This window comes from Vibrio sp. 1557, assembly GCF_033340175.1.
In the GTDB taxonomy this organism is placed as follows: domain Bacteria; phylum Pseudomonadota; class Gammaproteobacteria; order Enterobacterales; family Vibrionaceae; genus Vibrio; species Vibrio alginolyticus.
This window is the reverse complement of sequence record NZ_JAWOVZ010000023.1, coordinates 46,955-70,909: the sequence shown is the minus strand read 5'-3', so window position 1 is coordinate 70,909 and position 23,955 is coordinate 46,955. Positions and strand designations below refer to the sequence as shown.

General features: G+C 45.8%; 24 protein-coding genes and 1 tRNA gene. 15 read left to right on the top strand and 10 right to left on the bottom strand.

Annotated elements, in window-relative coordinates; translation table 11 throughout:
* Positions 1 to 2 precede the first annotated feature (2 nt).
* Positions 3 to 75, bottom strand: a tRNA-Gly gene (locus R7070_RS20345).
* Between the two features lie 156 nt (positions 76 to 231).
* Entirely contained in the window at positions 232 to 777 is a 546-nt protein-coding gene (orn, locus tag R7070_RS20340) for an oligoribonuclease (protein ID WP_017635574.1), read from the bottom strand.
* 129 nt (positions 778 to 906) lie between these two features.
* On the opposite strand from orn, the gene rsgA reads away from it, so the two are divergent.
* From rsgA to R7070_RS20320, 4 genes are all read left to right on the top strand, one after another.
* The gene (rsgA, locus tag R7070_RS20335; RefSeq protein ID WP_213871903.1) at positions 907 to 1,971 is read left to right on the top strand and encodes a small ribosomal subunit biogenesis GTPase RsgA; all 1,065 of its coding nucleotides are present in this window, start codon (positions 907 to 909) and stop codon (positions 1,969 to 1,971) included.
* Positions 1,972 to 2,087: 116 nt separating this feature from the next.
* On the top strand, positions 2,088 to 2,945 hold the full coding sequence (gene asd, locus R7070_RS20330; protein ID WP_005381465.1) for an archaetidylserine decarboxylase: 858 nt from the start codon (positions 2,088 to 2,090) through the stop codon (positions 2,943 to 2,945).
* A gap of 166 nt (positions 2,946 to 3,111) precedes the next feature.
* Entirely contained in the window at positions 3,112 to 4,527 is a 1,416-nt protein-coding gene (locus tag R7070_RS20325; protein ID WP_005386418.1) for an SLC13 family permease, read from the top strand.
* Between the two features lie 132 nt (positions 4,528 to 4,659).
* A complete protein-coding gene (locus R7070_RS20320; protein ID WP_005386417.1) occupies positions 4,660 to 5,547 on the top strand; it encodes a DMT family transporter in 888 nt (295 codons plus the stop codon).
* 86 nt (positions 5,548 to 5,633) lie between these two features.
* Here the strand turns inward: R7070_RS20320 and gpmM are convergent, their stop codons facing one another.
* A complete protein-coding gene (gene gpmM / locus R7070_RS20315) occupies positions 5,634 to 7,166 on the bottom strand; it encodes a 2,3-bisphosphoglycerate-independent phosphoglycerate mutase (RefSeq protein ID WP_033907178.1) in 1,533 nt (510 codons plus the stop codon).
* Positions 7,167 to 7,713: 547 nt separating this feature from the next.
* Between gpmM and R7070_RS20310 the strand changes: the two genes are divergently transcribed.
* The 5 genes from R7070_RS20310 to R7070_RS20290 all read left to right on the top strand — a co-directional run bounded on the left by R7070_RS20310 (position 7,714) and on the right by R7070_RS20290 (position 12,144).
* Positions 7,714 to 8,148, top strand: a complete 435-nt coding sequence (locus tag R7070_RS20310; RefSeq protein WP_005386415.1) for a rhodanese-like domain-containing protein — start codon at positions 7,714 to 7,716, stop codon at positions 8,146 to 8,148.
* A gap of 225 nt (positions 8,149 to 8,373) precedes the next feature.
* Positions 8,374 to 8,838 carry a protein-export chaperone SecB gene (gene secB / locus R7070_RS20305; protein WP_005386410.1) on the top strand — a complete coding sequence of 155 codons (465 nt, stop codon included), beginning with the start codon at positions 8,374 to 8,376 and terminating at the stop codon, positions 8,836 to 8,838.
* 195 nt (positions 8,839 to 9,033) lie between these two features.
* Complete coding sequence (gpsA, locus tag R7070_RS20300; protein ID WP_005381474.1) at positions 9,034 to 10,071, top strand: NAD(P)H-dependent glycerol-3-phosphate dehydrogenase; 1,038 nt, start codon at positions 9,034 to 9,036, stop codon at positions 10,069 to 10,071.
* A gap of 78 nt (positions 10,072 to 10,149) precedes the next feature.
* Positions 10,150 to 10,971, top strand: coding sequence for a serine O-acetyltransferase (gene cysE, locus R7070_RS20295; protein WP_005381475.1), 822 nt, complete (start codon positions 10,150 to 10,152; stop codon positions 10,969 to 10,971).
* A 27-nt stretch (positions 10,972 to 10,998) separates the two neighbouring features.
* Entirely contained in the window at positions 10,999 to 12,144 is a 1,146-nt protein-coding gene (locus R7070_RS20290) for a murein hydrolase activator EnvC family protein (RefSeq protein WP_005381476.1), read from the top strand.
* A 73-nt stretch (positions 12,145 to 12,217) separates the two neighbouring features.
* Here R7070_RS20290 and R7070_RS20285 read toward each other — a convergent pair whose 3' ends face one another.
* The 4 genes from R7070_RS20285 to epmA all read right to left on the bottom strand — a co-directional run bounded on the left by R7070_RS20285 (position 12,218) and on the right by epmA (position 15,331).
* A complete protein-coding gene (locus R7070_RS20285; RefSeq protein ID WP_256900671.1) occupies positions 12,218 to 13,174 on the bottom strand; it encodes a DHH family phosphoesterase in 957 nt (318 codons plus the stop codon).
* Positions 13,175 to 13,318: 144 nt separating this feature from the next.
* Positions 13,319 to 13,954: a TetR/AcrR family transcriptional regulator gene (locus tag R7070_RS20280; protein WP_005381480.1), complete on the bottom strand. Its 636-nt coding sequence runs from the start codon at positions 13,952 to 13,954 to the stop codon at positions 13,319 to 13,321.
* Positions 13,955 to 13,975: 21 nt separating this feature from the next.
* A complete protein-coding gene (locus R7070_RS20275; RefSeq protein ID WP_104975658.1) occupies positions 13,976 to 14,350 on the bottom strand; it encodes a VanZ family protein in 375 nt (124 codons plus the stop codon).
* A gap of 9 nt (positions 14,351 to 14,359) precedes the next feature.
* Positions 14,360 to 15,331 (bottom strand): elongation factor P--(R)-beta-lysine ligase, encoded by a 972-nt coding sequence (gene epmA / locus R7070_RS20270; RefSeq protein ID WP_005381485.1) that lies wholly within the window; start codon positions 15,329 to 15,331, stop codon positions 14,360 to 14,362.
* Positions 15,332 to 15,766: 435 nt separating this feature from the next.
* Between epmA and frdA the strand changes: the two genes are divergently transcribed.
* From frdA to frdD, 4 genes are read left to right on the top strand one after another with little or no spacing between them, the layout of a single operon-like run.
* A complete protein-coding gene (gene frdA / locus R7070_RS20265) occupies positions 15,767 to 17,566 on the top strand; it encodes a fumarate reductase (quinol) flavoprotein subunit (protein WP_005381487.1) in 1,800 nt (599 codons plus the stop codon).
* Positions 17,566 to 18,324: a succinate dehydrogenase/fumarate reductase iron-sulfur subunit gene (locus R7070_RS20260; RefSeq protein ID WP_005381489.1), complete on the top strand. Its 759-nt coding sequence runs from the start codon at positions 17,566 to 17,568 to the stop codon at positions 18,322 to 18,324. Before frdA ends, R7070_RS20260 begins: the two co-directional genes overlap by 1 nt.
* A 2-nt stretch (positions 18,325 to 18,326) precedes the next feature.
* Complete coding sequence (gene frdC / locus R7070_RS20255; RefSeq protein WP_005381491.1) at positions 18,327 to 18,710, top strand: fumarate reductase subunit FrdC; 384 nt, start codon at positions 18,327 to 18,329, stop codon at positions 18,708 to 18,710.
* Between the two features lie 11 nt (positions 18,711 to 18,721).
* Positions 18,722 to 19,099 carry a fumarate reductase subunit FrdD gene (gene frdD / locus R7070_RS20250; protein WP_005381493.1) on the top strand — a complete coding sequence of 126 codons (378 nt, stop codon included), beginning with the start codon at positions 18,722 to 18,724 and terminating at the stop codon, positions 19,097 to 19,099.
* A 101-nt stretch (positions 19,100 to 19,200) separates the two neighbouring features.
* Here frdD and R7070_RS20245 read toward each other — a convergent pair whose 3' ends face one another.
* A complete protein-coding gene (locus R7070_RS20245; RefSeq protein ID WP_005386397.1) occupies positions 19,201 to 20,604 on the bottom strand; it encodes an SPFH domain-containing protein in 1,404 nt (467 codons plus the stop codon).
* Positions 20,605 to 20,870: 266 nt separating this feature from the next.
* Complete coding sequence (efp, locus tag R7070_RS20240; RefSeq protein ID WP_005381500.1) at positions 20,871 to 21,437, bottom strand: elongation factor P; 567 nt, start codon at positions 21,435 to 21,437, stop codon at positions 20,871 to 20,873.
* 32 nt (positions 21,438 to 21,469) lie between these two features.
* Between efp and epmB the strand changes: the two genes are divergently transcribed.
* Entirely contained in the window at positions 21,470 to 22,492 is a 1,023-nt protein-coding gene (epmB, locus tag R7070_RS20235; RefSeq protein WP_005381502.1) for an EF-P beta-lysylation protein EpmB, read from the top strand.
* A gap of 95 nt (positions 22,493 to 22,587) precedes the next feature.
* Positions 22,588 to 23,085, top strand: coding sequence for an MgtC/SapB family protein (locus tag R7070_RS20230; RefSeq protein WP_005381504.1), 498 nt, complete (start codon positions 22,588 to 22,590; stop codon positions 23,083 to 23,085).
* A 100-nt stretch (positions 23,086 to 23,185) separates the two neighbouring features.
* Here the strand turns inward: R7070_RS20230 and R7070_RS20225 are convergent, their stop codons facing one another.
* Positions 23,186 to 23,749 (bottom strand): VC2662 family protein, encoded by a 564-nt coding sequence (locus R7070_RS20225; protein ID WP_005381507.1) that lies wholly within the window; start codon positions 23,747 to 23,749, stop codon positions 23,186 to 23,188.
* Positions 23,750 to 23,955: the final 206 nt, after the last annotated feature.

Below are 23,955 nucleotides of genomic sequence, written 5' to 3'. Positions count from 1 at the left end.
GGAGCGACACACGAGGTTCGAACTCGTGACCTCAACCTTGGCAAGGTTGCGCTCTACCAACTGAGCTAGTGTCGCATCAACAACGTTTCCGCTGTTTAGGGCTGCGAATTATAAGAGCATTTTTTTGTGATGCAAGTCCTTCCTTCAAAAAAACTTTATTTTTTTACTGAACGACGAAAAAGCAATCAAAAGCGATATAAATTACAACAATTTGGATCGCAACCTTAACAGTTAAATCTTGAAAATAGTACCTCGATAGTACTTAAGTTCTGCGATGGACTCACGAATGTCGTCCAAGGCCAAATGTGTTCCCTGTTTTGTGAACCCATTTAGCACCTCAGGTTGCCAGCGACGTGCTAGTTCTTTAAGAGTACTAACGTCAACATATCGGTAATGGAAGAACTCTTCCAACTCAGGCATATGCTTGTATAAAAAGCGACGATCCTGCCCAATGCTGTTACCACATATTGGCGACGCCCCTTTTGGCACCCATTTTTCTAAAAATTCAATGGTTTGTGCGACTGCGTCTTGTTCTGAGATTTGACTGTTTCGAACGCGCTCCACCAAACCGCTTGCCGTATGCGTGTTAGTACACCAGTCGTCCATTTTCGCCAGTTCTTCTTCCGGCTGATGAATCGCTAACACTGGACCTTCAGCCAAAATATTTAGTTCGCTATCCGTGACAATAGAAGCAATTTCGATGATTTTGTGCGTTTCAGGATCAAGCCCTGTCATCTCTAAATCAACCCAAATTAGGTTTTGATCGCTAAAGGACATGGTTACGCCGCCTATTTGTTTATCGATAAAAGAGGTACTATACCTCAAAATACGAGAAACACGATACTCATACACGGAGCCAAGAGTACGGCTCAACCATTTGAGTAAATTCACATAAAGTACAGAATTGTGGCAAAGAAGAAAAAGTTAACCAAAGGTCAGGTGCGACGCGTACGTAGCAACCAACAAAAGCGTTTGAAGAAGCAAGAAGAGTCCATCCAGTGGGATGAAAACATGCTAGGCGCCAGCAAGCAAGGTCTCGTGATCACTCGTTTTGGTCAGCACGCGGACATTGAAGACCTTGAAACAGGCGAAATTCAACGCTGTAACCTCCGCCGTGGTATTGAGTCTCTAGTATCTGGCGATCGTGTTTTATGGCGCGAAGGATTGGAGTCTATGGCGGGCATCTCTGGTGTTGTTGAAGCGGTAGAACCTCGCTCTTCAGTGCTCACTCGTCCAGATTATTACGATGGCCTAAAACCCGTTGCAGCCAATATTGATCAAATGGTCATTGTCTCTTCGGTATTACCAGAGCTATCGCTAAATATTATTGACCGCTATCTCGTTGCATCAGAAACACTGAATATTGCGCCATTGTTGGTCTTAAATAAAGTCGACCTTCTAGAAGCCGATGACCGTGCAATGTATGAAGAATGGCTCAAAGAATATGAACGCATTGGCTATAAAGTGCTTCTGGTCAGCAAGAAGTCTGGAGAAGGCATTGCTGAACTAGAAACCCTGCTGCGTGACCGAATTAATATCTTTGTTGGTCAATCAGGCGTAGGGAAATCCAGCTTAGTCAACGCGTTAATGCCGGAACTAGAGAGCGAAGTGGAAGAAGGCGAAGTCTCTGAGAACTCTGGCTTGGGCCAACACACCACGACGGCTGCACGTTTATACCACATTCCAACGGGTGGCGATTTGATCGACTCACCTGGAGTACGTGAATTTGGTCTTTGGCATTTGGAAGCAGAAGAAGTAACAAAAGCATTCGTTGAATTTCGACCATATTTAGGTGGTTGTAAGTTCCGAGATTGTAAACACAATGATGACCCAGGCTGCCTTCTACGCGAAGCTGTCGAGAACGGGGAAATTAACGAAACTCGCTTTGAAAACTATCATCGCATTTTGGAAAGCATGATTGAAAATAAAGCAAATCGTCAGTATTCACGTAATAAAAAAGCCGATCTGTAATTGAGTTAAGGCTGTAACTGTGTAAAAAGTCTTCACCTAATACTGACAAGCAAATTAAATTTCAGTAACATCACGCGCCCTAAAGCGCGAATCTAACAGAAGTATCGGAATTAAAGATGGACAAGTTTAAAGTTGGACTGCAGTACTGGATCCCACAACACGGCCTCACTCGCCTAATGGGTAAACTGGCTTCAGCAAAAGCTGGCGGTCTAACAACAGCAGTTATTCGTTGGTTTATCAAACAATACAATGTGAACATGGATGAGGCGAAGCACTCAGATCCTAAGCATTTTAAAACGTTCAACGAGTTTTTCGTTCGTGAGCTAAAAGAGGGCGCACGCCCAATTTCTGAAGGCGAAAACGTCATCACTCACCCAGCCGACGCTTGTGTTAGCCAATTTGGCCCTATTGAAGATGGTCAACTTATCCAAGCAAAAGGTCATCACTTCTCAGCACAAGAATTGCTGGGCGGTGACGCGAATTTAGCGGACGAATTTAAAGATGGTTCTTTTGCCACATTGTACCTATCTCCGCGCGATTACCACCGTGTACACATGCCATGTGACGGCACTCTGCGCCAAATGATTTACGTACCAGGTGACCTGTTCTCAGTAAACCCTCTGACAGCAGAAAACGTACCGAACCTATTTGCACGTAACGAGCGTGTGGTGTGTATCTTCGATACTGAGTTTGGTCCAATGGCACAGGTGCTTGTTGGTGCGACAATTGTTGGTAGCATTGAGCAAGTATGGGCTGGCACGATCACTCCGCCTCGTGGAAACACTGTCTACAAATGGGATTACCCAGCAGAGGGTGACAAGGCCGTGATCTTGAAAAAAGGCGAAGAGATGGGCCGCTTCAAACTGGGTTCTACTGTTATTAACCTGTTTGCCAAAGACGCGATTGAGTTTGACGCAAGCATGGAAAACGGTAAGCCAACCGTTATGGGCACACCTTACGCCTTGAAAAAATAAGTAAAACACCGTTAAAGAGCCCTTTATTAAGGGCTCTTTTTATTGATAAAAAGCAAAACTCCGTTCGAAATTTAGCCTCTATTTCTCAAACTCATACCTGCCTCTAAGACCCTCATTCCACAATCAATTATCCTGCGCTTAGAATGAATATTTAGAGGGGCAGCCAATGCCAAAGATGAGTGTAAACACGTTGGCGAAATTGCTGGTGTGCTTTTTAATTCCGCTCGGTGTTTTGATGATGCCGATCGATGCTATTCCTATTGACGATCTCACTTTAATTCAGCATCGCCTGTTAGCTATTTTTCTTCTTGCTGCCCTACTTTGGGTTCTCGAGCCGGTTCCCGTTTTTGCTACGTCCATTCTTATTATCGCTCTTGAACTGATCATGATATCGGATAAAGGTTTGCATCTATTTCGCAATCCACCAGCGGGGCATGATTTAGGAGAGTTAATTGCTTACACCGATATTTTCTCGGCCTTCTCTTCACCGATCATTATTCTTTTTATGGGTGGTTTTGCTCTCGCGATTGCGGCTTCCAAATACGAGCTCGACAACAACCTCGCCCGAGTTCTATTAAAACCATTCGGCACACAACCTAAGTTCATCATGCTGGGCTTGATGTTAATTACCGCCGTTTTTTCAATGTTTATGTCCAATACTGCCACGACCGTGATGATGCTAGCCCTGCTTGGCCCCATCGTCGCTTCAGCACCTAAAGGGGATTTAGGCATTAAAGCACTGGTGTTGTGTATTCCAATTGCAGCGAATACAGGCGGCATTGCGACTCCGATAGGCACGCCACCTAATGCGATAGCGCTTCAATATCTCACTGGAGAAAACGCGATAGACTTCCTATCGTGGATGACAATGGGTCTACCCTTTGTGTTGGTACAACTTACTGTAGCTTGGTTCTTGTTGCAAAAGCTGTTTCCGTCTAGCGAACCAGAAATGAAACTAAAGCTAGATGGTACATTCAAAAAGAGCTGGCGTGCGATCGTCGTCTACATCACTTTTGCACTAACCATTTTGCTTTGGATGACAACGAAAGTGCATGGCATGAATACATATGTTGTCGCGATTATCCCACTAGCAGTGTTCACGTTAACGGGCATTATGGGAAAAGAAGAGCTCAAGCTGATTAACTGGGATGTTTTATGGCTAGTTGCCGGTGGTATAGCAATTGGCATTGCCTTAGACAAAACGGGCTTAGCCGAAGCATTAGCGCACGCCATTGATTACAGCCTGCTATCACCATTTGCCGTTGTTTTAGCCCTATCGGTAGTGTGCTGGTTAATGGCGAACTTTATGTCTAATACCGCAACGGCAAACTTATTGATGCCTATTGCTGCCGCTATTGGTACATCCATGCCAAGCCTTATTGCGGTTGGCGGCCTACAAGGTTTACTGGTTGTCGTAGCCTTCTCCGCATCACTTGGCATGATCTTACCGGTTTCCACACCACCAAACTCTTTGGCTTATTCAACAGGCCTCATCGAGAGCAAAGACATGGCGAAAGTAGGCCTGATTCTCGGTTTGATTGGTCTACTTATCGTGTATGGCGCAGTTTTGGTACTGTTTTAATCGAAGAGCTCCATGAAAAAGCGTGTTGTCATGGAGCTGCTCTCCAGCTACTGCCCTTACAGAGCGGCTTTTACATCCCATAAATTTCGTGCATATTAAGACTCCTCTACTCTACAAGGACGTCGACACATCATGGGTTACGAATGGCTTGCTTTATGCGCCGCTTTTCTGTGGGCAGTTTCTAGCCTAATTTCGGTCATTCCTGCACAACACCTAGGCGCATTTTCTTACAGCCGCTGGCGTATGGGCTGCACAGCCGTGATCTTATCAACAATGGCCTGGATAACTGGCGGCTGGTTAACGGTTTCTTGGGAACATGTAACGCCAATGATGGCCTCAGGACTGATTGGTATTTTTATTGGCGATACCGCTCTATTCGCGTGTTTGAATCGTATGGGGCCAAGACAAGCCGGGCTACTCTTCTCTTGCCACGCCGTGTTCTCTGCCATCTTGGGCTACTTCTTATTTAGCGAAGTCATGACCACAATAGAACTACTGGGCGCATCATTGGTATTTAGCGGCGTGGTGATGGCGATATTCTTTGGCCGAAGAGGTCAAGTGAATAACGTCTTGGAAGACATTAAAGGTAACATCTGGGTGGGTATTGGACTTGGCTTAACCGCAGCAATGTGCCAAGCATTGGGCGGCATCATCGCCAAGCCAGTAATGCAAACCAGTATTGACCCAGTTGCGGCTTCTGCTATTCGAATGATCAGTGCCTTTTTCGCCCACAGCATGTTGTTAATTCTAGGAGTCAAAGTCGCTCGCTCGACGCAACACATTACTTGGCGCATATTTGGTATTACTGCGCTTAATGGTTTCTTGGCGATGGCCGTCGGCATGACGCTAATCTTATACGCACTGCAAGAAGGAAATGTAGGTATGGTTGCACTTCTATCTTCAACCACGCCAATTATGTTGCTACCACTGCTCTGGATTTACACTAAACGCCGACCAAACCGATTTGCATGGTTGGGCGCAGCCCTAGCTGTGATTGGTGCGGGCATTTTGGTTCAGTAACCTTACAGACCAGCCCTTATTGCCAGATACAAAAAAGCCCGAGTTTAAACTCGGGCTTTTGTCATTCGGAGCCGTTAGTTAATTATTTATTTAACTAATACTTCACCCGTCATTTCTGCTGGGATTTCTAGACCAGCTAGAGAAAGCATGGTTGGTGCAAGGTCAGACAGTTTACCGCCTTCTTTGAATTCAACCGCTTTGTCACCTACATAGATTAGAGGCACTGGTAGGTTAGTGTGAGCAGTGTGGATGCCGCCAGTTTCAGGGTCGATCATCATTTCTGCGTTACCGTGGTCCGCAGTGATCAATAGTTGACCGCCAACTTCTTTGATTGCTTCAACCACTTTACCCACGCTTTCATCTAGAGCTTCGATTGCTTTCTCAGCCGCTTCATAAACGCCAGTGTGACCAACCATATCTGCATTCGGGTAGTTACAGATGATGGTATCGAACTTACCTGATTTGATAGCCGCAACCATCTTCTCTGTTAGTTCTGGAGAGCTCATTTCAGGCTGCATGTCGTACGTTGCAACTTTTGGTGAAGCAACCAATTGACGCTCTTCGCCTTCGAATTCGTTCTCAACACCACCGTTGAAGAAGAAAGTCACGTGTGCGTATTTCTCTGTTTCAGAGATACGTAGCTGAGTTTGACCTTGTTTAGATAGCCACTCACCGTAAGTGTTTTCTAGAGACGCAGGTGGGAATGCGATAGCTAGAGGGATATCAGCCGCGTATTGAGTCAGCATCACAAAGTTGATTGCTGGGAATACTGCACGCTCAAAGCCGTCAAACGCAGGAACGAATGCACGAGTGATTTGACGTGCACGGTCAGCACGGTAGTTCATGAAGATAACCGCATCACCATCTTGCATGATTGCGTCTTCTTGACCTTCCGCTTTGATAGTTGTTGCTTTAACGAATTCGTCGTTTTCTTCACGAGCGTAAGCCGCTTCTAGACCTGCAACTGCCGTTTCTGCTGTGAACTCAGCTTTAGCTTGAGTTAGAAGATCGTAAGCAACTTGGACGCGATCCCAGTTGTTGTCACGGTCCATTGCGTAGTAACGACCTACTAGAGAAGCAACGCGGCCTTTACCTAGTTTCGCAAATAGGTCTTGGAAACGTTGTAGTGAGTTTTCAGCACTACGTGGTGGTGTGTCACGGCCGTCTAGGAAGCAGTGTAGGTAGATTTTCTCTGCGCCACGCGCCGCTGCCATTTCAACTGCAGCGTAAATGTGGTCTTCGTGAGAGTGAACACCGCCTGGAGACATCAGGCCCATGATGTGTACTGCTTTTTCAGCTTTCACTGCAGAGTCGATAGCTTCAACTAGCGCAGGCGTTTCTTCGAACTCACCATCCGCAATTGATTTAGTGATACGAGTCAGGTCTTGGTATACAACGCGGCCTGCACCAATGTTAGTGTGACCAACTTCAGAGTTACCCATTTGACCATCAGGAAGGCCAACATCCATGCCTGAAGCAGAGATTAATGTGTGTGGGTTATTCGCAATCAGAGCATCCATTACTGGTGTTTTCGCATTCGCAATTGCGTTACTTGCTGTGTCTTCACGGTAACCGTAACCGTCAAGGATAACTAGAGCCAGTGGCTTCTTAGCTGACATAGTGATGACCTCATCAAATTTAAGTAACTTTTGGCGTAGGGCCTCGCTGCCCTATCTAACCTTGAAACAAAACTAGCGTAATTTTACTACACTTTTTAACCAAAACTGTAGGTTAAGATCAAATAATGTTTGCGATTTATTGTTGCTATCTTACAAGTTAAGCGAACAACGAGTCAGTGCCGACAATCGTGTTCCACAAGCATAGTCATTTCTAATACGCTTTGTACACCCCAGTCTAAGTTCGGTTTTCTTACGCTTCTCATTCTTATTTTTGCACTTGAAACAGCGCTAATTTAAAGCAACATCAAACAAGATGGGTTAATACCTATTGTTCTCTTTTCTCAGTAAAACAGAAGTCACTTAAACCGATAAGTCCAATAGGCCAAAGCAATCAAGCTACCAGAGCAAAATGTACGGATAGTAAGGGCATAACGGGTTTATAGAGATCTCAATTATTCGTTAGAAAATTTTAACCCTCTCGCCTAAGAGCCGTAACCTCGCTATACTCCTGCTTTATTTTTCCGCCAACAGCGTAAGAGCTCAAGACATGCAAGAGTACATTGAATTTTTCCAACAGAACATGATTCTATCTTTGGTTTGGGTAGGTCTTCTTGTCGCCTTTATCATGAACATCGTGAAATCAGCGACAGCCGCATACAAAGAAATCAACGTAAACCAACTGACTCATCTTATGAACCGTGAAAACGGCGTTGTAGTGGATATCCGTACCAAAGACGAGTTCAAAAAAGGTCATATCACCGACTCACTTCACATTTTACCGTCAGACATCAAAGCGGGTAACTTGGGTAGCCTTGAAAACCACAAATCAGACCCAATCATTGTTGTATGTAAGACAGGACAGACCGCTCAAGAAAGCGCAAACCTACTAGTAAAAGCTGGCTTCGAAAACGTGAGCCTACTAAAAAATGGTTTGATTGCGTGGAACGAAGCGAACCTGCCGTTAGTTCGCGGTAAGAAGTAGGAACGTGGCAAGAACGAAAGTTCGCGTTTAAACGCGCTTTTACCAAGCCTCGCGGACAAAAAACTGAGCAAATTGAAAGCAGTTGGAGCACTAAGTTGTGACGCTTTGCACGTAATACACGCTTCATCTAGTCAAGGTAGATTGGCTCAGTTAGTCTCAGGACATACCAGTTTTCTGAGCTTAGACGTTTCTAGGCTCAACAAATATTGATTTAAGGATTAAAAAATGGCTGAAGCAGCACCTCAAGACGCACAACAAAACTTCGCAATTCAACGCATCTTCCTAAAAGACGTTTCTTTTGAAGCGCCGAACTCTCCAGTAATTTTCCAGAAAGAGTGGAACCCAGACGTTAAACTAGACCTAGACACTCAAAGCCGTGAGCTTGGTGAAGGCGTTTACGAAGTTGTTCTACGCCTAACCGTTACTGTGAAGAACGAAGAAGAGACTGCGTTCCTATGTGAAGTTCAACAAGGTGGTATCTTCACTGCTGAACAAATGGAAGCTGGTCAACTTGCACATTGCCTAGGCGCATTCTGCCCGAACATCCTATTCCCATACGCTCGTGAAACTATCTCAAGCCTAGTCGTTAAAGGTACGTTCCCTCAACTGAACCTAGCGCCAGTAAACTTTGACGCGCTATTCATGAACTACCTACAACAGCAAGCTCAACAAGGCGAAGCTGAAGCGTAATTCACGTTTTATAAGTGACGAATAGCCACAGTGCTGACGTCACCGACTCAAATAAAATGCACAGAGCGTCTACCATTCGATGCAATGTGCATTTTTTATTTCTGACAAAAGTTCCTAGTTCCTAATCGCCAGAAGGCGTAAAATTTGACGATTAGGAACTAGATTCTACTAGTAGCAAGACAATTAGGCGGTAGCATGACACAAGCAAATACAAACAATGCTTACGGTAAAGACATCGCAATGACTGTGATTGGCGCAGGCTCATACGGCACCTCTTTGGCGATCTCACTCGCTCGTAACGGCGCGAACGTTGTCCTTTGGGGACACGAGCCAGAGCACATGGCTCGCCTAGAAGCAGACCGAGCTAACCATGCCTTCTTACCAGGTGTTGATTTCCCTGAAAGCTTGATCATTGAATCGGATTTAGAAAAAGCCGTTCAAGCAAGCCGAGATTTGTTGGTTGTGGTTCCAAGCCATGTCTTTGGCATCGTGCTAAACAGCTGTAAACCATTCTTGCGCGAAGACTCTCGCATCTGTTGGGCAACCAAAGGGCTTGAACCTGAAACGGGGCGCCTGCTGAAAGACGTCGCTTATGACATTATCGGTGAAAACTACTCACTAGCAGTATTGTCTGGCCCAACGTTTGCGAAAGAGCTCGCAATGGGTATGCCGACTGCAATCTCTGTTGCGTCTCCAGATTCTGAATTTGTTGCGGATCTACAAGAAAAAATCCACTGTAGCAAAACCTTCCGCGTATACGCCAATAGTGACTTTATTGGTATGCAATTGGGCGGCGCTGTGAAAAACGTTATTGCGATTGGTGCAGGTATGTCTGATGGTATCGGTTTTGGCGCCAACGCCCGTACTGCATTAATTACTCGTGGCTTGGCTGAAATGAGTCGCCTTGGTGCTGCGCTGGGTGCACAGCCAGAAACCTTTATGGGCATGGCGGGTTTAGGCGATCTTGTCCTGACATGTACCGATAACCAATCACGTAACCGACGCTTTGGCTTGGCATTAGGCCAAGGTAAAGACGTTGATACGGCTCAAGAAGAAATTGGTCAAGTGGTTGAGGGTTACCGCAATACAAAAGAAGTATGGCTACTTTCTCAACGTATGGGTGTTGAGATGCCGATAGTTGATCAAATTTATCAAGTATTGTATCAAGGAAAAGATGCGCGCTTAGCAGCGCAAGATTTACTTGCTCGTGACAAAAAAGCCGAAGGAAAGTAGCAATCTACCGCCCTTTGCAGCTCATCTGAGAAAAATTGAAGTTGTCGGGTCACGGAAGAACCACTCTGGATATTGAGAATGAAACACTGCGAAAAACAAAAAGTCTGGAACAAAATTGTCTCAGAAGCCCGTGAAATGTCAGAACAAGAGCCTATGCTGGCGAGCTTCTATCATGCCACCATTATCAAGCATGAAAGTTTGTGTGCCGCTCTGAGTTATATTCTGGCTAATAAATTGAACACCGCTTCCATGCCAGCGATGGCTGTACGTGAAGTGGTTGAAGAAGCCTTTGCAGCTGATCCAACCATCACTGACGGCGCGGCTTGTGATATTTGTGCCACGGTCAATCGCGACCCTGCTGTTTCAATGTACTCAATGCCATTGCTGTACCTAAAAGGCTATCACGCACTGCAAGGCTACCGAGTAGCAAACTGGCTATGGAAGCAAGGTCGTCACGCTCTTGCGACTTACCTACAAAATCAGATTTCGGTAGCATGTCAGGTCGATATCCACCCTGCAGCGCGCATTGGTAGTGGCATCATGCTCGACCATGCAACAGGCATCGTGATTGGTGAAACTGCCGTGGTCGAAAACGACGTGTCTATACTGCAAGATGTCACCCTTGGTGGTACTGGTAAAGAATGCGGTGATCGTCACCCGAAAATTCGCGAGGGTGTGATGATCGGAGCTGGTGCAAAGATTCTTGGTAATATCGAAGTCGGTGAAGGCGCGAAAATCGGATCTTGCTCTGTGGTATTGCAAGCCGTGCCTCCTCACACAACGGTGGCTGGCGTGCCTGCAAAAATCGTCGGACGTCCCAAAACGGACAAACCCTCTCTCGATATGGATCAAGGCTTTAACGGCAAGTCGCAAAGCTTTATCCATGGAGATGGTATTTAATCGTCAACAAACCTTTTTGACAACAACGTGGTAGGTAACTCTCAAGTGCGAAAACAAAATCACCCTGTTCTACGCTCGGCTATTTTATTAACTTGTGCTTTATCTGCCACTTATCCCATTACCTCTTCTGCTGTGAGTCAGCAAGAGCTCAAAGGCGTATCCAGTGAGATAAGCCGTCAGCGCAAATCGCTCTCTTCCCAAGAAAAGCAGCTCAATGAGTTACAGAAATCACTAAAAGATCAAGAGCTTGGTATTTCTAAGCTTGAGCGTGAAATACGACAAACCAAGTCTAACCTCGCACAAGCAGACAAAAACATAGAAAACCTAGAAGAGAAAATTGCCTTGCAAGAAGCACAGCGTCAAGAGCAAGAAGAAGAACTCAAACAGCTGCTGCAAACGTATTACGTAACCGAGCGAGCGAAGGCCAATGGTCACTTGTTAAATCAAGGTGTGGAAGAAGACCGCATGAGCCAATACTTCCAGCATTTAGCTAAAGCACGTGCTGAAGTGATTGATGCGATCACCAAAATAACCCAAGAATTAGCGCACAACAAAAACCAACTCGAGCTAGAAAAAGAGCAAATCGAGACTCTGCTCAAGCAGCAATCCGAAAAACGTACAGCGCTAGCGAGTACACAATCCAAGCGTAAGCAAACCCTGAATAAAATTCAGAGCAGTATCAAGAATGACAAACGCTACTTAGCCGAGCTGCAACGCAACGAAACCCGTTTAAAAGCAGAGATCGCCAAAGCAGCGAAGCGTAATGCGGTGCCAATGGACGGACTCGGCAAACAGCGCGGTAAGCTGCCTTGGCCACTCAAAGGCAGTGTGTTACACAACTTTGGTACGCGACAAACCGGGCAGGTAAACTGGAAGGGCATGGTGCTGTCTGCCAACTATGGTCAACAAGTGAAAGCCGTTTATCCTGGAACTGTCGTATTTGCGGAGTATCTGCGCGGATACGGTTTAGTGGTACTGCTCGACCACGGCAAAGGTGACATGACCCTCTATGGTTACAACCAAGCCTTAACTAAAAAAGAAGGCGACCGAGTCACCGCCGGCGAAGTGATTGCTCTCGCGGGTGATACAGGTGGTCAAGACAGACCATCGCTGTACTTTGAAATTCGTCGTAATAGTGAAGCGCAGAATCCGAAATCTTGGTTAAAGCGCTAATTATCTGACTTATTGACTTGTCATAAAAAAGGAGCCACTCGGCTCCTTTTTTGTATTCATATTTTGGAAAATACTATGCGTAGTAGGTTTCTACCGCATCAATAAAAGCATTCACATCATCTTTGCTTAACGCGTTGATTCCTGCCGCCGCCTCTCGCCCCCCACCTGTCGGGAACTGACCACACACGACCACGGCACCTTGTTTATTGTTTAACGGGGCACGAAGTGAAACCGTATAAGTCCCATCTGCATTTTCAGTAAGTACCGCATGCGCAGAGTCAGGGGTTTGGTTTGCCAGCCAGTTGCCATAAACACCACTGATTCGGCGTGATGCCGCCGTGTTTGGTAACTCAAACAACTTTAGCTTACCGCTCTCATGCATGGCAGGCACTGCGAGAGCCGCCTCCATGTCTTGTTGGTAAGCCGATTGCAATTGGTAGTATGGCGAGGCCGTATCTTCAATAGCTTCAAATGGTGACATGTACTTCAGCAAAGCTCGGTACAGCTCCGCAGGGTGAAAGTGTAAATCTTCGACTTTCGAGCCGTAGCCGTTGTAGTTAATTAAAGTACCCAGCTCTTTTAGCTGCTCTTTCTGTTGCTGCGACAAGCCCGCGTTATTCGCTAACTCATCGGCTTTAGCAATCATGTTATCGCCATAAGCCGCCGTAATCGCCCAGTCATGAAAACGCCCATCAAGCAACTTATCGACAATCAACGCCGTGCACATGTTGGCATCGAGATCGATGTGCGCATCCAAATTACCATGCTGAGGAATGTCGCCCGCTTTGTGATGGTCGGCGTAAAAGACGTGAGCGCCTTGAGCCAAAGCTTGCTCTAGACCTGCCATGTTCTTTTCCATCGAAATGTCTAACACAGTCAGCTCATCACCCGCTTGCACGTCTACTTTTTCCACCAGCTTGATGTCGCGCTTTACACCGGTTATTAACTGGGCATCGACAGGATCAGCCAAACGCAATTGTAGAAGAGCAATGATGCCATCAGCATCACCATTAAAAATGTCGTAATTCATGGGGCGATAGTTCCTTTATCGAGAATCTTATCCCTGCAAGGGTTTTTAGCGTATGGGACTATTGTGCGTGGCATATTTGACAAGTCAACTCGAGCCACGACTCGAAAATGAGAGTGACTCTCGAAATATTAAGCAGTTTGACGTTTAACTGTGTAGATTGCTAACCGCATCTTCTAATAACAGTAGCTGCTCTAAGCCCTGCTCAGTTGCTAATGGCTTAACGACATTAAGCATCTGCAACATCCCTTGCTTCACCATTTGCTCGGTAATGTTGGTTTTTGAAGCCATCGCGGATTGATACGCCAACCAACTACACGCAATCAAGTGCAATGTACATACCAATGACTTCAACTGTTGTTGATCGACATTCAACAGCTTCATCGTTACGAACTCTTGCATAATAGCAATGAGGTTCGCTTGCAGCTTCTCTTGCACATCGATGTACTGTTCGTGTAGCTGTTCATCTCGTGACAAGATTTCTGGTAAGTTTGCGTAGAAAAAGCGGTATTTCCACATCAAGGTAAAAATAGAGTCTAGGTAGCTCTTCAGCATAGTCAGGCTCTCTTGCGAACCTTGAATAGGGGTAAATCTTTCTAAAAGTTCTGCTGAATAAAGCGCAAAGATCTCACGAACGATTTCTTGCTTATTGCGGAAGTGGTAATACAGATTACCAGGGCTAATTTCGATGTGATCGGCAATGTGATTGGTGGTGATGTTGCGCTCACCATGTTGGTTGAACAACTCCAGTGCCGCGTAGACGATTTTGTCGCGCGTTTTCATTGTTATCGTGTTCCCTCTTCATTAACGAATCGAGTATAGCGACTTCACCAACCTAGGTCGATAGAGGCTCCAAATCCGGTAACATAACAGACCAGTTAAGATACCAGTTGAGTTGGCGACAAGGTCTAACCAAGAAGTTTGTCGCCCTACATACCCTTGCAACCACTCAATAACGGCGCTGAATAGCAAAATACTAATCGCCACCGCCCAACGTTGACGCCAACACCACACGCAAAAACAACCTAAAAACGCAAAGCCGCTGTACGCCATAGCGTGCTGCATTTTGTCGAGATACGCGATATTGCCCCAGTCTTGCAGTTCACCTGAACTCAGAGATAAAAAAGCGATCAGTATGGCGTAGCTAAAGATGACGAAACGTGCAGCCGTCAGGTTCATTGGACGTCCTTATGCAATTGGAAATGGAAAGGCCGTCACTTGATCAATGTGGTCACAGCCTAGCGCCAGCATGATCAAACGATCGATACCCAACGCGACCCCTGCACAATCTGGCAACCCTGCTTCCAGTGCAGAGATCAGATGATAATCGATCGGCTGTGGTTTTAAACCCATTTCGATACGCTTTGCGTTATCTTGTTCAAAGCGCGCTAATTGCTCTTTCGGGTTATCCAGTTCATGAAATCCGTTCGCCAGCTCTATCCCCTTAAAGTACACTTCAAAACGATCCGCGACGCGATGATCTTGAGGATTGATTTTCGCAAGCGCCGCCTGTGATGCAGGGAAGTCGTACACAAAAGCCGGCACGTCCTGACCAATTTTGTTTTCTACTCCCACGCTAAATAGCAGTTGCAGCAACGTATCGCGATCTTCCTCTGGCTCAGCAATGTCACTCAAACCCAGCTTGCTTGCCGCCGCTTTCAGCTCAGTCATCGAGCCTTCTAGTGGACACACACCCAACACATCAATGAAGGCTTGTTGATACGTCATGCGCTGCGCTGCGCCACACTTCAATACCAGTTGCAACAGGTCATCCATTTCATCCATCAATTTATGGTGGTCAAAGCCAACGCGATACCACTCCAACATCGTAAACTCGGGGTTGTGGTAGCGACCATTCTCTTCATTACGAAATGCTTTGTTGATTTGATAAATACAACCGCTGCCTGCAGCCAAAAGGCGCTTCATATGGAACTCTGGGCTGGTCATAAAAAACAGCTTACTGCCATCGGCATAGCCTGGGCCAACAAACTCGGTTTGGAAAGTATGCAAATGAATGTCAGTCACGGTTGCGTGACTCATGGCTGGCGTATCGACTTCCATCACCTGTCGGTCAGCGAAGAATTGTCGAATCGACGCGATTAACGTCGCACGTTGACGAAGTTGGTCAATGGAAGCAGTAGGTTGCCAGTTGGTTTGCATAACAAATCTCTCAAACTTTAATTCAGCGAGGAAAGTCTCATTCTACATGCTTTTTACTCTTCAAGAAGAGAGGAATATCCCTTCTTCTTTTTACTAATGTGCTCGCCAATTTGAGGCAAGCATTACTCGTGCCGCAGAACAAAAAACACTCAGTTAAAATCCTATTATCCATGCGGTTAATGTCGCGCAACACAGGTTTAACATCCCTAATGTTAATGCTTGAGGGCCAAAACCTCGATGCCGTGATAGCAGTCACATAACCTATAAATTCTATGCCCTTAAGTGCATTACCGAAGCAAAAACCCAATTACATCAATTTTTCTGCCATGTGGCTCATCTACACTAACCCTACTACTTTTGGGGAGTTCTTTTTAAGGAGCGCCTCGTAATGACAATAACAAGCGGATTTCCGCAATCACACACTGGAGGATAACTGTGCAAATTATCACCACAGATATCGCAGTCATCGGCGCAGGCGGCGCTGGTCTTCGTACTGCTATTGCAGCGGCTGAAGCAAACCCAGACTTAGAAGTCGCTCTGATTTCTAAAGTTTATCCAATGCGCTCCCACACGGTCGCTGCAGAGGGTGGCTCAGCAGCAGTTATCAAGGATGAAGATAGCTTAGACAACCACTTCAACGACACTGTTGGCGGTGGTGACTGGCTATGTGAACAGGATGTTGTTGAATACTTTGTAGAGAACGCGACTCGCGAAATGATCCAAATGGAGCAATGGGGTTGCCCATGGAGTCGTAAAGAGAACGGTGAAGTCAACGTACGCCGCTTTGGTGGTATGAAGGTTGAACGTACTTGGTTCGCTGCAGACAAAACTGGCTTCCACATGCTTCATACGCTATTCCAGACATCAATGAAGTACAGCAACATCAAACGTTTTGATGAGTACTTTGTGGTGGATCTGCTTGTTGATGAAGGCGAAGTTCAAGGTCTGATTGCTATTCACATGTCTGAAGGCGAGCTTGTTACTATCAAAGCAAAATCGGTTGTTCTAGCAACAGGTGGCGCGGGCCGTGTTTACCACTGTAACACCAACGGCGGTATCGTAACGGGCGATGGTATGGCAATGGCTTACCGTCACGGCGTTCCTCTACGTGATATGGAATTCGTTCAATACCACCCAACCGGTCTTCCTGGTACAGGTATCCTGATGACGGAAGGTTGTCGTGGTGAAGGCGGTATCATCGTTAACAAGAATGGCTACCGTTACCTACAAGATTACGGCATGGGTCCTGAAACTCCAGTTGGCCAACCGAAGAACAAATACATGGAACTGGGTCCTCGTGACAAAGTTTCTCAAGCTTTCTGGCACGAACAACAGAAAGGCAACACCATCAAACACCCACTGGGTGACGTGGTGCACCTAGACCTTCGCCATCTTGGTGAAGAGTACCTACAAGAGCGTCTACCGTTCATCTGTGAGCTAGCAAAAGCTTACGTAAACGTGGACCCTGCAAAAGAGCCAATTCCAATTCGTCCAACCGTTCACTACACCATGGGTGGTATTGAAACGGACGGCGGTTGTGAAACTCGCATTAAAGGCCTATTCGCGGTGGGTGAATGTGCGTCTGTTGGTCTTCACGGTGCAAACCGTCTAGGTTCTAACTCACTGGCTGAGTTCGTGGTATTTGGCCGCGTAGCGGGTGAAAATGCAGTGAAACGCGCAGCAGAATTCAAAGGCTGGAACGACGCGGCAATTGACGCGCAAGTCAAAGCCGTTGAAGAGCGCATCGCGAAACTGATGAACCAAGAAGGCGACGAAAACTGGGCAGAAATACGCACAGAAATGGGCCACACCATGGAAGCGGGCTGTGGTATATACCGCCAAGAAGATTTGATGCAAGCGACTATCGACAAAATCACTGAGTTGAAAGAACGCTACAAACGCATCAGCATCAAAGACAAAGGTAAAGTGTTCAACACAGACCTTCTATACGCAATCGAAGTGGGTTACGGCCTAGAAGTCGCAGAAGCGATGGTTCACTCTGCGATTCTACGTAAAGAGTCGCGCGGCGCGCACCAACGTCTAGACGATGGTTGTACAGAGCGTGATGACGTGAACTTCCTAAAACACTCACTTGCTTTCTACAAGCCAGAGTCAGCACCAAGTATCGATTACAGCAATGTGACCATCACTAAGTCACAACCAAAAGCTCGTCTATACGGTGAAGCAGCAGAAAAAGCAGCGGCTGAAGAGAAGAACGCAGAGGAGCAAGCATAATGTCAGCAAATCGCATTCAAAAAGTAGACATCCTGCGTTACGACCCAGAAAAAGATGCAGAACCATACAAGCAAACATTCGAAGTACCATTCGATGAAACCATGTCTGTGCTTGACGCACTTGGCTACATCAAAGATCACCTAGACAAAGATCTGTCTTACCGTTGGTCTTGCCGTATGGCGATCTGTGGTTCTTGCGGCATCATGGTGAACAACGTACCGAAACTTGCTTGTAAGAGCTTCCTACGTGACTACCCTGACGGCGTGACTATCGAGCCTCTAGCAAACTTCCCAATCGAGAAAGACTTGATTGTTGATATGACACCGTTTATCGAACGTCTTGAAGCAATCAAACCATACATCATTGGTAACGACCGTAAACCAGAAGACGGTACGAACTTGCAAACGCCAGAACAGATGGCGAAATACAAGCAGTTCGCTGGCTGTATCAACTGTGGTCTGTGCTATGCCGCATGTCCTCAGTTTGGTCTTAACCCAGAGTTCATCGGTCCTGCTGCACTAACGCTAGCCCACCGCTACAACCTAGACAGCCGTGACAACGGTAAAGATGAGCGCATGAAGCTTATCAACGGTGAAAACGGTGCTTGGGGTTGTACGTTTGTTGGTTACTGTTCTGAAGTTTGTCCGAAGAACGTTGACCCAGCAGCGGCAGTAAACCAAGGCAAAGTGGAGTCTTCTATGGACTTCGTGATTGCTATGTTGAAACCTGATGGTTCACCAAAGAAAGTGGAGGCATAAGGATGAGCAATCGTAAACCTTACGTTCGTGAAGTAAAACGCACTTGGTGGAAGAACCATCCTTTCTACCGCTTCTACATGCTACGTGAAGCTACGGTGCTTCCGTTAATCCTATTCACTCTGTTCCTAACTTTCGGTTTAGGTTGCTTGGTGAAAGGTCCTGAAGCATGGCAAGGTTGGTTAGCGTTCATGGCGAACCCAATCGTAGTCGCAATCAACATCGTTGCACTACTCGGTAGCTTATTTCACGCTCAAACTTTCTTCAGCATGATGCCACAAGTAATGCCAATTCGTTTGAAAGGCAAACCCGTAGACAAGAAGATCATCGTATTGACTCAGTGGGCCGCGGTTGCGTTCATCTCACTGATCGTTCTCATCGTGGTGTAAGGAGCTGAGCAATGAAACCGAATTATAGTGTAAACACATCACCAAAACGTTCTGATGAGCCAATCTGGTGGGGTCTGTTTGGCGCAGGTGGTACTTGGTTCGCGATGATCACGCCAATCACGGTATTGGTGCTGGGCATCTTGGTACCACTAGGCGTGATTGACGCAGAAGCGATGAGCTACGAGCGTGTCTCTGCATTCGCAACCAGCATCATCGGTGCGCTATTCATCATTGGCACGCTAGCATTGCCAATGTGGCATGCAATGCACCGTGTACATCACGGCATGCACGACCTTAAATTCCACACTGGTGTGATTGGTAAAATTGCATGCTATGCATTTGCAGGCCTCATCACTGCACTAGCAGTTATCTTTATCTTCATGATTTAAGCGACTGACCAAAAAAGAAAAAGCTGGCTAAATGCCAGCTTTTTATTGCTTTGGGTTACCTATGATCTTTTTGCTTTTTAAGCTCTTGACCACCCATGATCTTATTGCTGTGCGACCTTCTTTGTCTGGTCCATAAGACCCAGAGCACCAAAGCCAGTAATCACATCTAGGTTTGTTTTCAAGCCCGTTTCGTCACTTCCACCAATGTAATTTTGTGGCATCTGAACTTGGAAGTTTTGCAAATTGTTGTACAGCGAGTTCGCTACGTCTCGATTCAATTCTGCCAAGTAAACTTCACGGTTTGCTCCTAACGCCGCATACTTACCTTTTAGGACTTCAGATTCTGCGCGACCTTTCGCTAATATCGCTTTCGCTTCAAACTCAGCAGAAAGTGCGTTCGCTTTTTGAATCGCTAAGTTAGCCTCTGCGATAGCTAGCTCTTTCTCCTTCTCAACTTCAGCAAGTCGTTTGGTTTTTTCCACTTCAACGATTTCACGCTCTGCAATCTGACGTGCAACTTCCACTTCTTTTTGCTGAGCAATAATTGCGAGTTCTTTACCACGCTGAGCGTCTTGCACCTCACGTGTTCGTTGAATCTCTTTGCGTAACTGCTCGGTCTCTGCCTGTGCTTTCGACGTTTCTTGTTCCTGAATCGCGCGAATACGATCCGCCACTAAACGCTTTTTATCTGCCAATAGCTGATCTAATTGCTTTTCGGGCTGTGGGTCACCAATGGTCACCTGCGTCACTTGAATACCGTATTGTTGTAACGGATTGTCTTGACGAATCGGTTGCCCGGTTTTGTCTACGACAGGTACGGTTTTCCAAACCAGTTGATTGGTGCGCTGTAATTGGTTCGGATTAGCTTGATTCGCCCCAACAGGCGCAAGATCCAACTCTTCCACTTCAACCTGACGTCGCTCTGTTAGATAAATCCCCTCTCGTAACTGATCGCCAAGTTTCGATTTGAACTGGTTCAAACCACCTTGGAAAAACTCTTCACCCGTGTATTGGGTTGCGGTAATCACCGTTACGTTACGTGCGTTCTTTACAAGCAGCGCATCGATCAAGTTACTGTTGTTGCGGAACTCTTTATGCATCTTCTTCACCGCTTCAGGGTCATTACTGAGCTTAAAGCGGAATGTTACGGGGATCTGACCAATATAGGTGTCGGCAAATCGAACCTGAATCGCATCAAGGCGTTGATAAAAATCTTCGCCCTTGCTGTTACCGAATGACACGGTGATCACTTGGTCATACTTGGTGATTTTGGACAGAAATGGCATGCGAAAATGAATGCCAGGTTCAGTAAACACATCCAACTCACCAGTAATATTATTCTGATGCACGTAGCTGTAACCCGCATCGGTCATCAGCACCGAGCTATTAATCGTTAAGCCTATTGCCAACAGCGGTACGCCAAATACGGCTGCTTTTAATCCTTTATGTAGTAACTGACGTCTTTCTTCCACCTTTAAACCCCTTCCTAAACCTCTGCTTTCCATTTTGTTCTCCTTTTTGGATTGTTACTGAGTTAAATCGATAAAAATCAGATTGCTATGCAACTCAGCGACAAGTACTAATGTATCAAAATGTTACATTAAGGAATAATCGACAGATTCATGGAATAAATAAGATTTTTACGAATAATACAAAATCATCAAAAATTTGCGGAGGATATCGATGTTTTACGCAGAGGGATTAAAAGAGAAGAATCACAGGCAATAAAAAAGGCCGCCGAAGCGACCTTTCTAACAATCATATAAAGTGCTTACTTCACACGACCTACGTATTCAGCAGTACGAGTATCTACACGAATCACTTCACCAATTGAGATGAACAGAGGAACACGAACAACAGCGCCAGTTGATAGCGTCGCTGGTTTACCGCCAGTACCTTGAGTATCACCTTTCAGGCCTGGATCTGTGTCTACAACTTCTAGCTCAACGAAGTTTGGTGGAGTAACAGTAATTGGGTTACCGTTCCAAAGAGTGATCATACAAGTGTTGTTTTCTACCAACCACTTAGCGTTTTCACCTACCGCTTTTGCATCCGCTGCGATCTGTTCAAACGTTTCACTGTTCATAAAGTGGTAGAATTCGCCGTCTGAATATAGATAATCTAGGTCGATATCCATTACGTCTGCCACTTCACAAGTGTCACCAGACTTGAATGTTTTCTCTAGCACTTTACCAGAAAGAAGTTTACGAATTTTAACACGGTTGAACGCTTGGCCTTTACCTGGTTTAACGTATTCGTTTTCCAGAATTACACAAGGCTCATTATCAAGCATTAACTTAAGACCGCCTTTAAATTCATTGGTGCTAACTGTAGCCATTTTTTCCTCTTACATTCTTAGAGCTAAATTCAATGCCGCACATAATAACCCGAAAAGTCGAATCTGTTGAGCAAAACTGGCTCAAACAGTTGGCGAATGGGATCTCTGATCCTGCAAAATTGCTCGAAATACTGGAAATTGATCCTTCACCGTGGCAAGACGGGTTTGCCGCGCGCAAGCTATTTGCACAGCGTGTACCGCAAAGTTTTGTCGATAGGATGGAGAAAGGCAACCCTAAAGACCCTCTTTTACGTCAGGTTTTACCACTGAGCGACGAATTTGAGGTGCATCCGGGTTACTCCAATGATCCATTGGAAGAGCAGGACAATGAAGTCCCTGGCCTGCTACACAAGTATCGCAACCGCGCCCTGATGATTGTCAAAGGTGGCTGCGCGGTAAATTGCCGTTACTGTTTTCGTCGTCACTTCCCTTATCAAGAGAACAAAAGCGGGAAACAAGCCTGGACCAAGTGCTTAGAGTACATGGCACAACAACCAGAGTTGAACGAAGTCATCTTCTCAGGTGGTGATCCATTAATGGCAAAAGACGATGAGATTCATTGGCTTTTAGAGCACATTGCTCATATTCCTCACATCAAACGTCTGCGTATTCATAGCCGTTTACCTGTGGTGATTCCTGCTCGAGTCACTGATGAACTATGCCAACTGCTGCAAGCATCAAGGTTACAAATCATCCTCGTCACTCACATCAACCATGCCAACGAAATCAATGACGAATTTGCTGAACAGATGTTCAAGCTCAAAAGAGCGGGCGTTACGCTTCTAAACCAAGGCGTTCTGCTGAAAGGCGTGAATGATTCGGTAGAAGCTCAAGTGGCGTTAAGTGAGGCCTTATTTGACGCGGGCATCTTGCCTTATTACCTCCACGTTCTTGATAAGGTGCAAGGCGCAGCGCACTACTTTATTTCGGACGAAGAAGCGAAAGCTATTATGCGCGGACTCATCACGCGTGTATCGGGTTATCTGGTACCAAAACTCACACGAGAAATTGGTGGCAGGCCAAGTAAAACGCCGTTGGATTTGCATTTAGAATAAGCTCTGACGCTCAATTAAATTTGTCGTCTAGATTGATTATTTTTGTTCGCTTTGCACGGTAAGTCTATGCATACTCCGCACTTTTGGAGGTCAAGATGCATACAGCATTCGAACAAATTTTCGATCTTGGCCCATTCAGTTGGCCTGCCCTACTATGCTGCGCCATTAATGGGCTCATGATCGGTATAGAGCGCCAAACTCGTGGTAAACCGGTTGGCATTCGCACAGCAATATTAATTATTTCAGGCACCTACCTGTTTATGTCGATGGCAGTGTCGTTATCGCCAAATACACTTGATCAAGCACGAGTGCTTGGTCAGATCATTACTGGCGTCGGCTTCTTAGGCGCTGGCGTTATGATGACACTTGATGGAAAAATCCATGGCGTAACATCCGCGGCTGTAATATGGGTGCTAGCAGGTTTAGGTTTGATGATAGGTTTGGGTTATTTAACGCAGTCGGTGGTTATTACTCTCCTGACATTAACCGTGTTGTTAGGTGTGGATAAAGCAGAAAACCACATCAAAGCATTACGCCGCGGTGTTCATCAAAGAATTCAACAACGCAAAACTTCATCACGATTAATTAAATAGTTAACGCTCCGAGAAACTCGCTTCATCTCATCAGCAATTAAAGAGCCCTCGACGAACATCGAGGGCTTTCTGTATATAAAGATTCTGACTTTCTCAGGGATTACTTAGCAAAGTTGATGAGTGGGAAACACTTGAAGAAACCGTTATCCGCACAGTTCAAAAGACCAATTTGCACACCATCGATTTGATCGGTCATGTTGAAGAAACCAAACTGGAAATTAGACTTCTTAGAGATACTCGCTAAGCCCACATCCGCCATGGTGTAGCCTTCAGAATAGTTCACCGCGCTCCAGTTCAAGCCTTTTACGTTGTTCGTAATGTTAACAGCACCCAAGTTAACACCCGTCGTCTGACCTTGGTTCCAGTTAACTAAGCCTAAAGACGCGCCTTTCATTTCTTGATTTACTTTTGCTGCGCCAAAAAACAGACCGAAGTTCACACCTGTCGTACGATCCGTTTCTGACATACCAAGCAGTGAAAAGTCGACACCTTTAACCTCATTTACCTGCCCATGCAACACAGCTAAACGAACGCCACCTACTGAAGAATTAGAGGGTGCGTTTGTGTTATCGATAGTAGAGAACATCACAGGTGTACTGTCGGCAAAAGCAACAGGTGATGCGATAGCGGCTGCAACCGCCAATGACGTCATAAGCTTTTTCATTTTCATCTCCATGATGGGAAGCAACAATTTACAACATAGTGTAATGTTCAGATTTTGCTCTGTCCCCGTTCAAAAAGTGTTAGCAATAGGTCAGATTTAACCATCTGACTCAAAAGAAAAAATATTTCTCTTCGATTTTTTGCTTCTGAAATGGCGCTTTTTACGCTCAAAAATTTCATGATAAGCCACACCAGAACGTCATGTTT

Excerpts from the sequence above, each read along its gene's own strand:
- orn (WP_017635574.1), bottom strand. The coding sequence starts at position 777 with ATGTCCTTTAGCGATCAAAACCTAATTTGGGTTGATTTAGAGATGACA.
- asd (WP_005381465.1), top strand. The coding sequence starts at position 2,088 with ATGGACAAGTTTAAAGTTGGACTGCAGTACTGGATCCCACAACACGGC.
- R7070_RS20325 (WP_005386418.1), top strand. The coding sequence starts at position 3,112 with ATGCCAAAGATGAGTGTAAACACGTTGGCGAAATTGCTGGTGTGCTTT.
- R7070_RS20320 (WP_005386417.1), top strand. The coding sequence starts at position 4,660 with ATGGGTTACGAATGGCTTGCTTTATGCGCCGCTTTTCTGTGGGCAGTT.
- gpmM (WP_033907178.1), bottom strand. The coding sequence starts at position 7,166 with ATGTCAGCTAAGAAGCCACTGGCTCTAGTTATCCTTGACGGTTACGGT.
- R7070_RS20310 (WP_005386415.1), top strand. The coding sequence starts at position 7,714 with ATGCAAGAGTACATTGAATTTTTCCAACAGAACATGATTCTATCTTTG.
- secB (WP_005386410.1), top strand. The coding sequence starts at position 8,374 with ATGGCTGAAGCAGCACCTCAAGACGCACAACAAAACTTCGCAATTCAA.
- gpsA (WP_005381474.1), top strand. The coding sequence starts at position 9,034 with ATGACACAAGCAAATACAAACAATGCTTACGGTAAAGACATCGCAATG.
- cysE (WP_005381475.1), top strand. The coding sequence starts at position 10,150 with ATGAAACACTGCGAAAAACAAAAAGTCTGGAACAAAATTGTCTCAGAA.
- R7070_RS20285 (WP_256900671.1), bottom strand. The coding sequence starts at position 13,174 with ATGAATTACGACATTTTTAATGGTGATGCTGATGGCATCATTGCTCTT.
- R7070_RS20280 (WP_005381480.1), bottom strand. The coding sequence starts at position 13,954 with ATGAAAACGCGCGACAAAATCGTCTACGCGGCACTGGAGTTGTTCAAC.
- R7070_RS20275 (WP_104975658.1), bottom strand. The coding sequence starts at position 14,350 with ATGAACCTGACGGCTGCACGTTTCGTCATCTTTAGCTACGCCATACTG.
- epmA (WP_005381485.1), bottom strand. The coding sequence starts at position 15,331 with ATGCAAACCAACTGGCAACCTACTGCTTCCATTGACCAACTTCGTCAA.
- R7070_RS20260 (WP_005381489.1), top strand. The coding sequence starts at position 17,566 with ATGTCAGCAAATCGCATTCAAAAAGTAGACATCCTGCGTTACGACCCA.
- frdC (WP_005381491.1), top strand. The coding sequence starts at position 18,327 with ATGAGCAATCGTAAACCTTACGTTCGTGAAGTAAAACGCACTTGGTGG.
- frdD (WP_005381493.1), top strand. The coding sequence starts at position 18,722 with ATGAAACCGAATTATAGTGTAAACACATCACCAAAACGTTCTGATGAG.
- R7070_RS20245 (WP_005386397.1), bottom strand. The coding sequence starts at position 20,604 with ATGGAAAGCAGAGGTTTAGGAAGGGGTTTAAAGGTGGAAGAAAGACGT.
- efp (WP_005381500.1), bottom strand. The coding sequence starts at position 21,437 with ATGGCTACAGTTAGCACCAATGAATTTAAAGGCGGTCTTAAGTTAATG.
- epmB (WP_005381502.1), top strand. The coding sequence starts at position 21,470 with ATGCCGCACATAATAACCCGAAAAGTCGAATCTGTTGAGCAAAACTGG.
- R7070_RS20230 (WP_005381504.1), top strand. The coding sequence starts at position 22,588 with ATGCATACAGCATTCGAACAAATTTTCGATCTTGGCCCATTCAGTTGG.
- R7070_RS20225 (WP_005381507.1), bottom strand. The coding sequence starts at position 23,749 with ATGAAAAAGCTTATGACGTCATTGGCGGTTGCAGCCGCTATCGCATCA.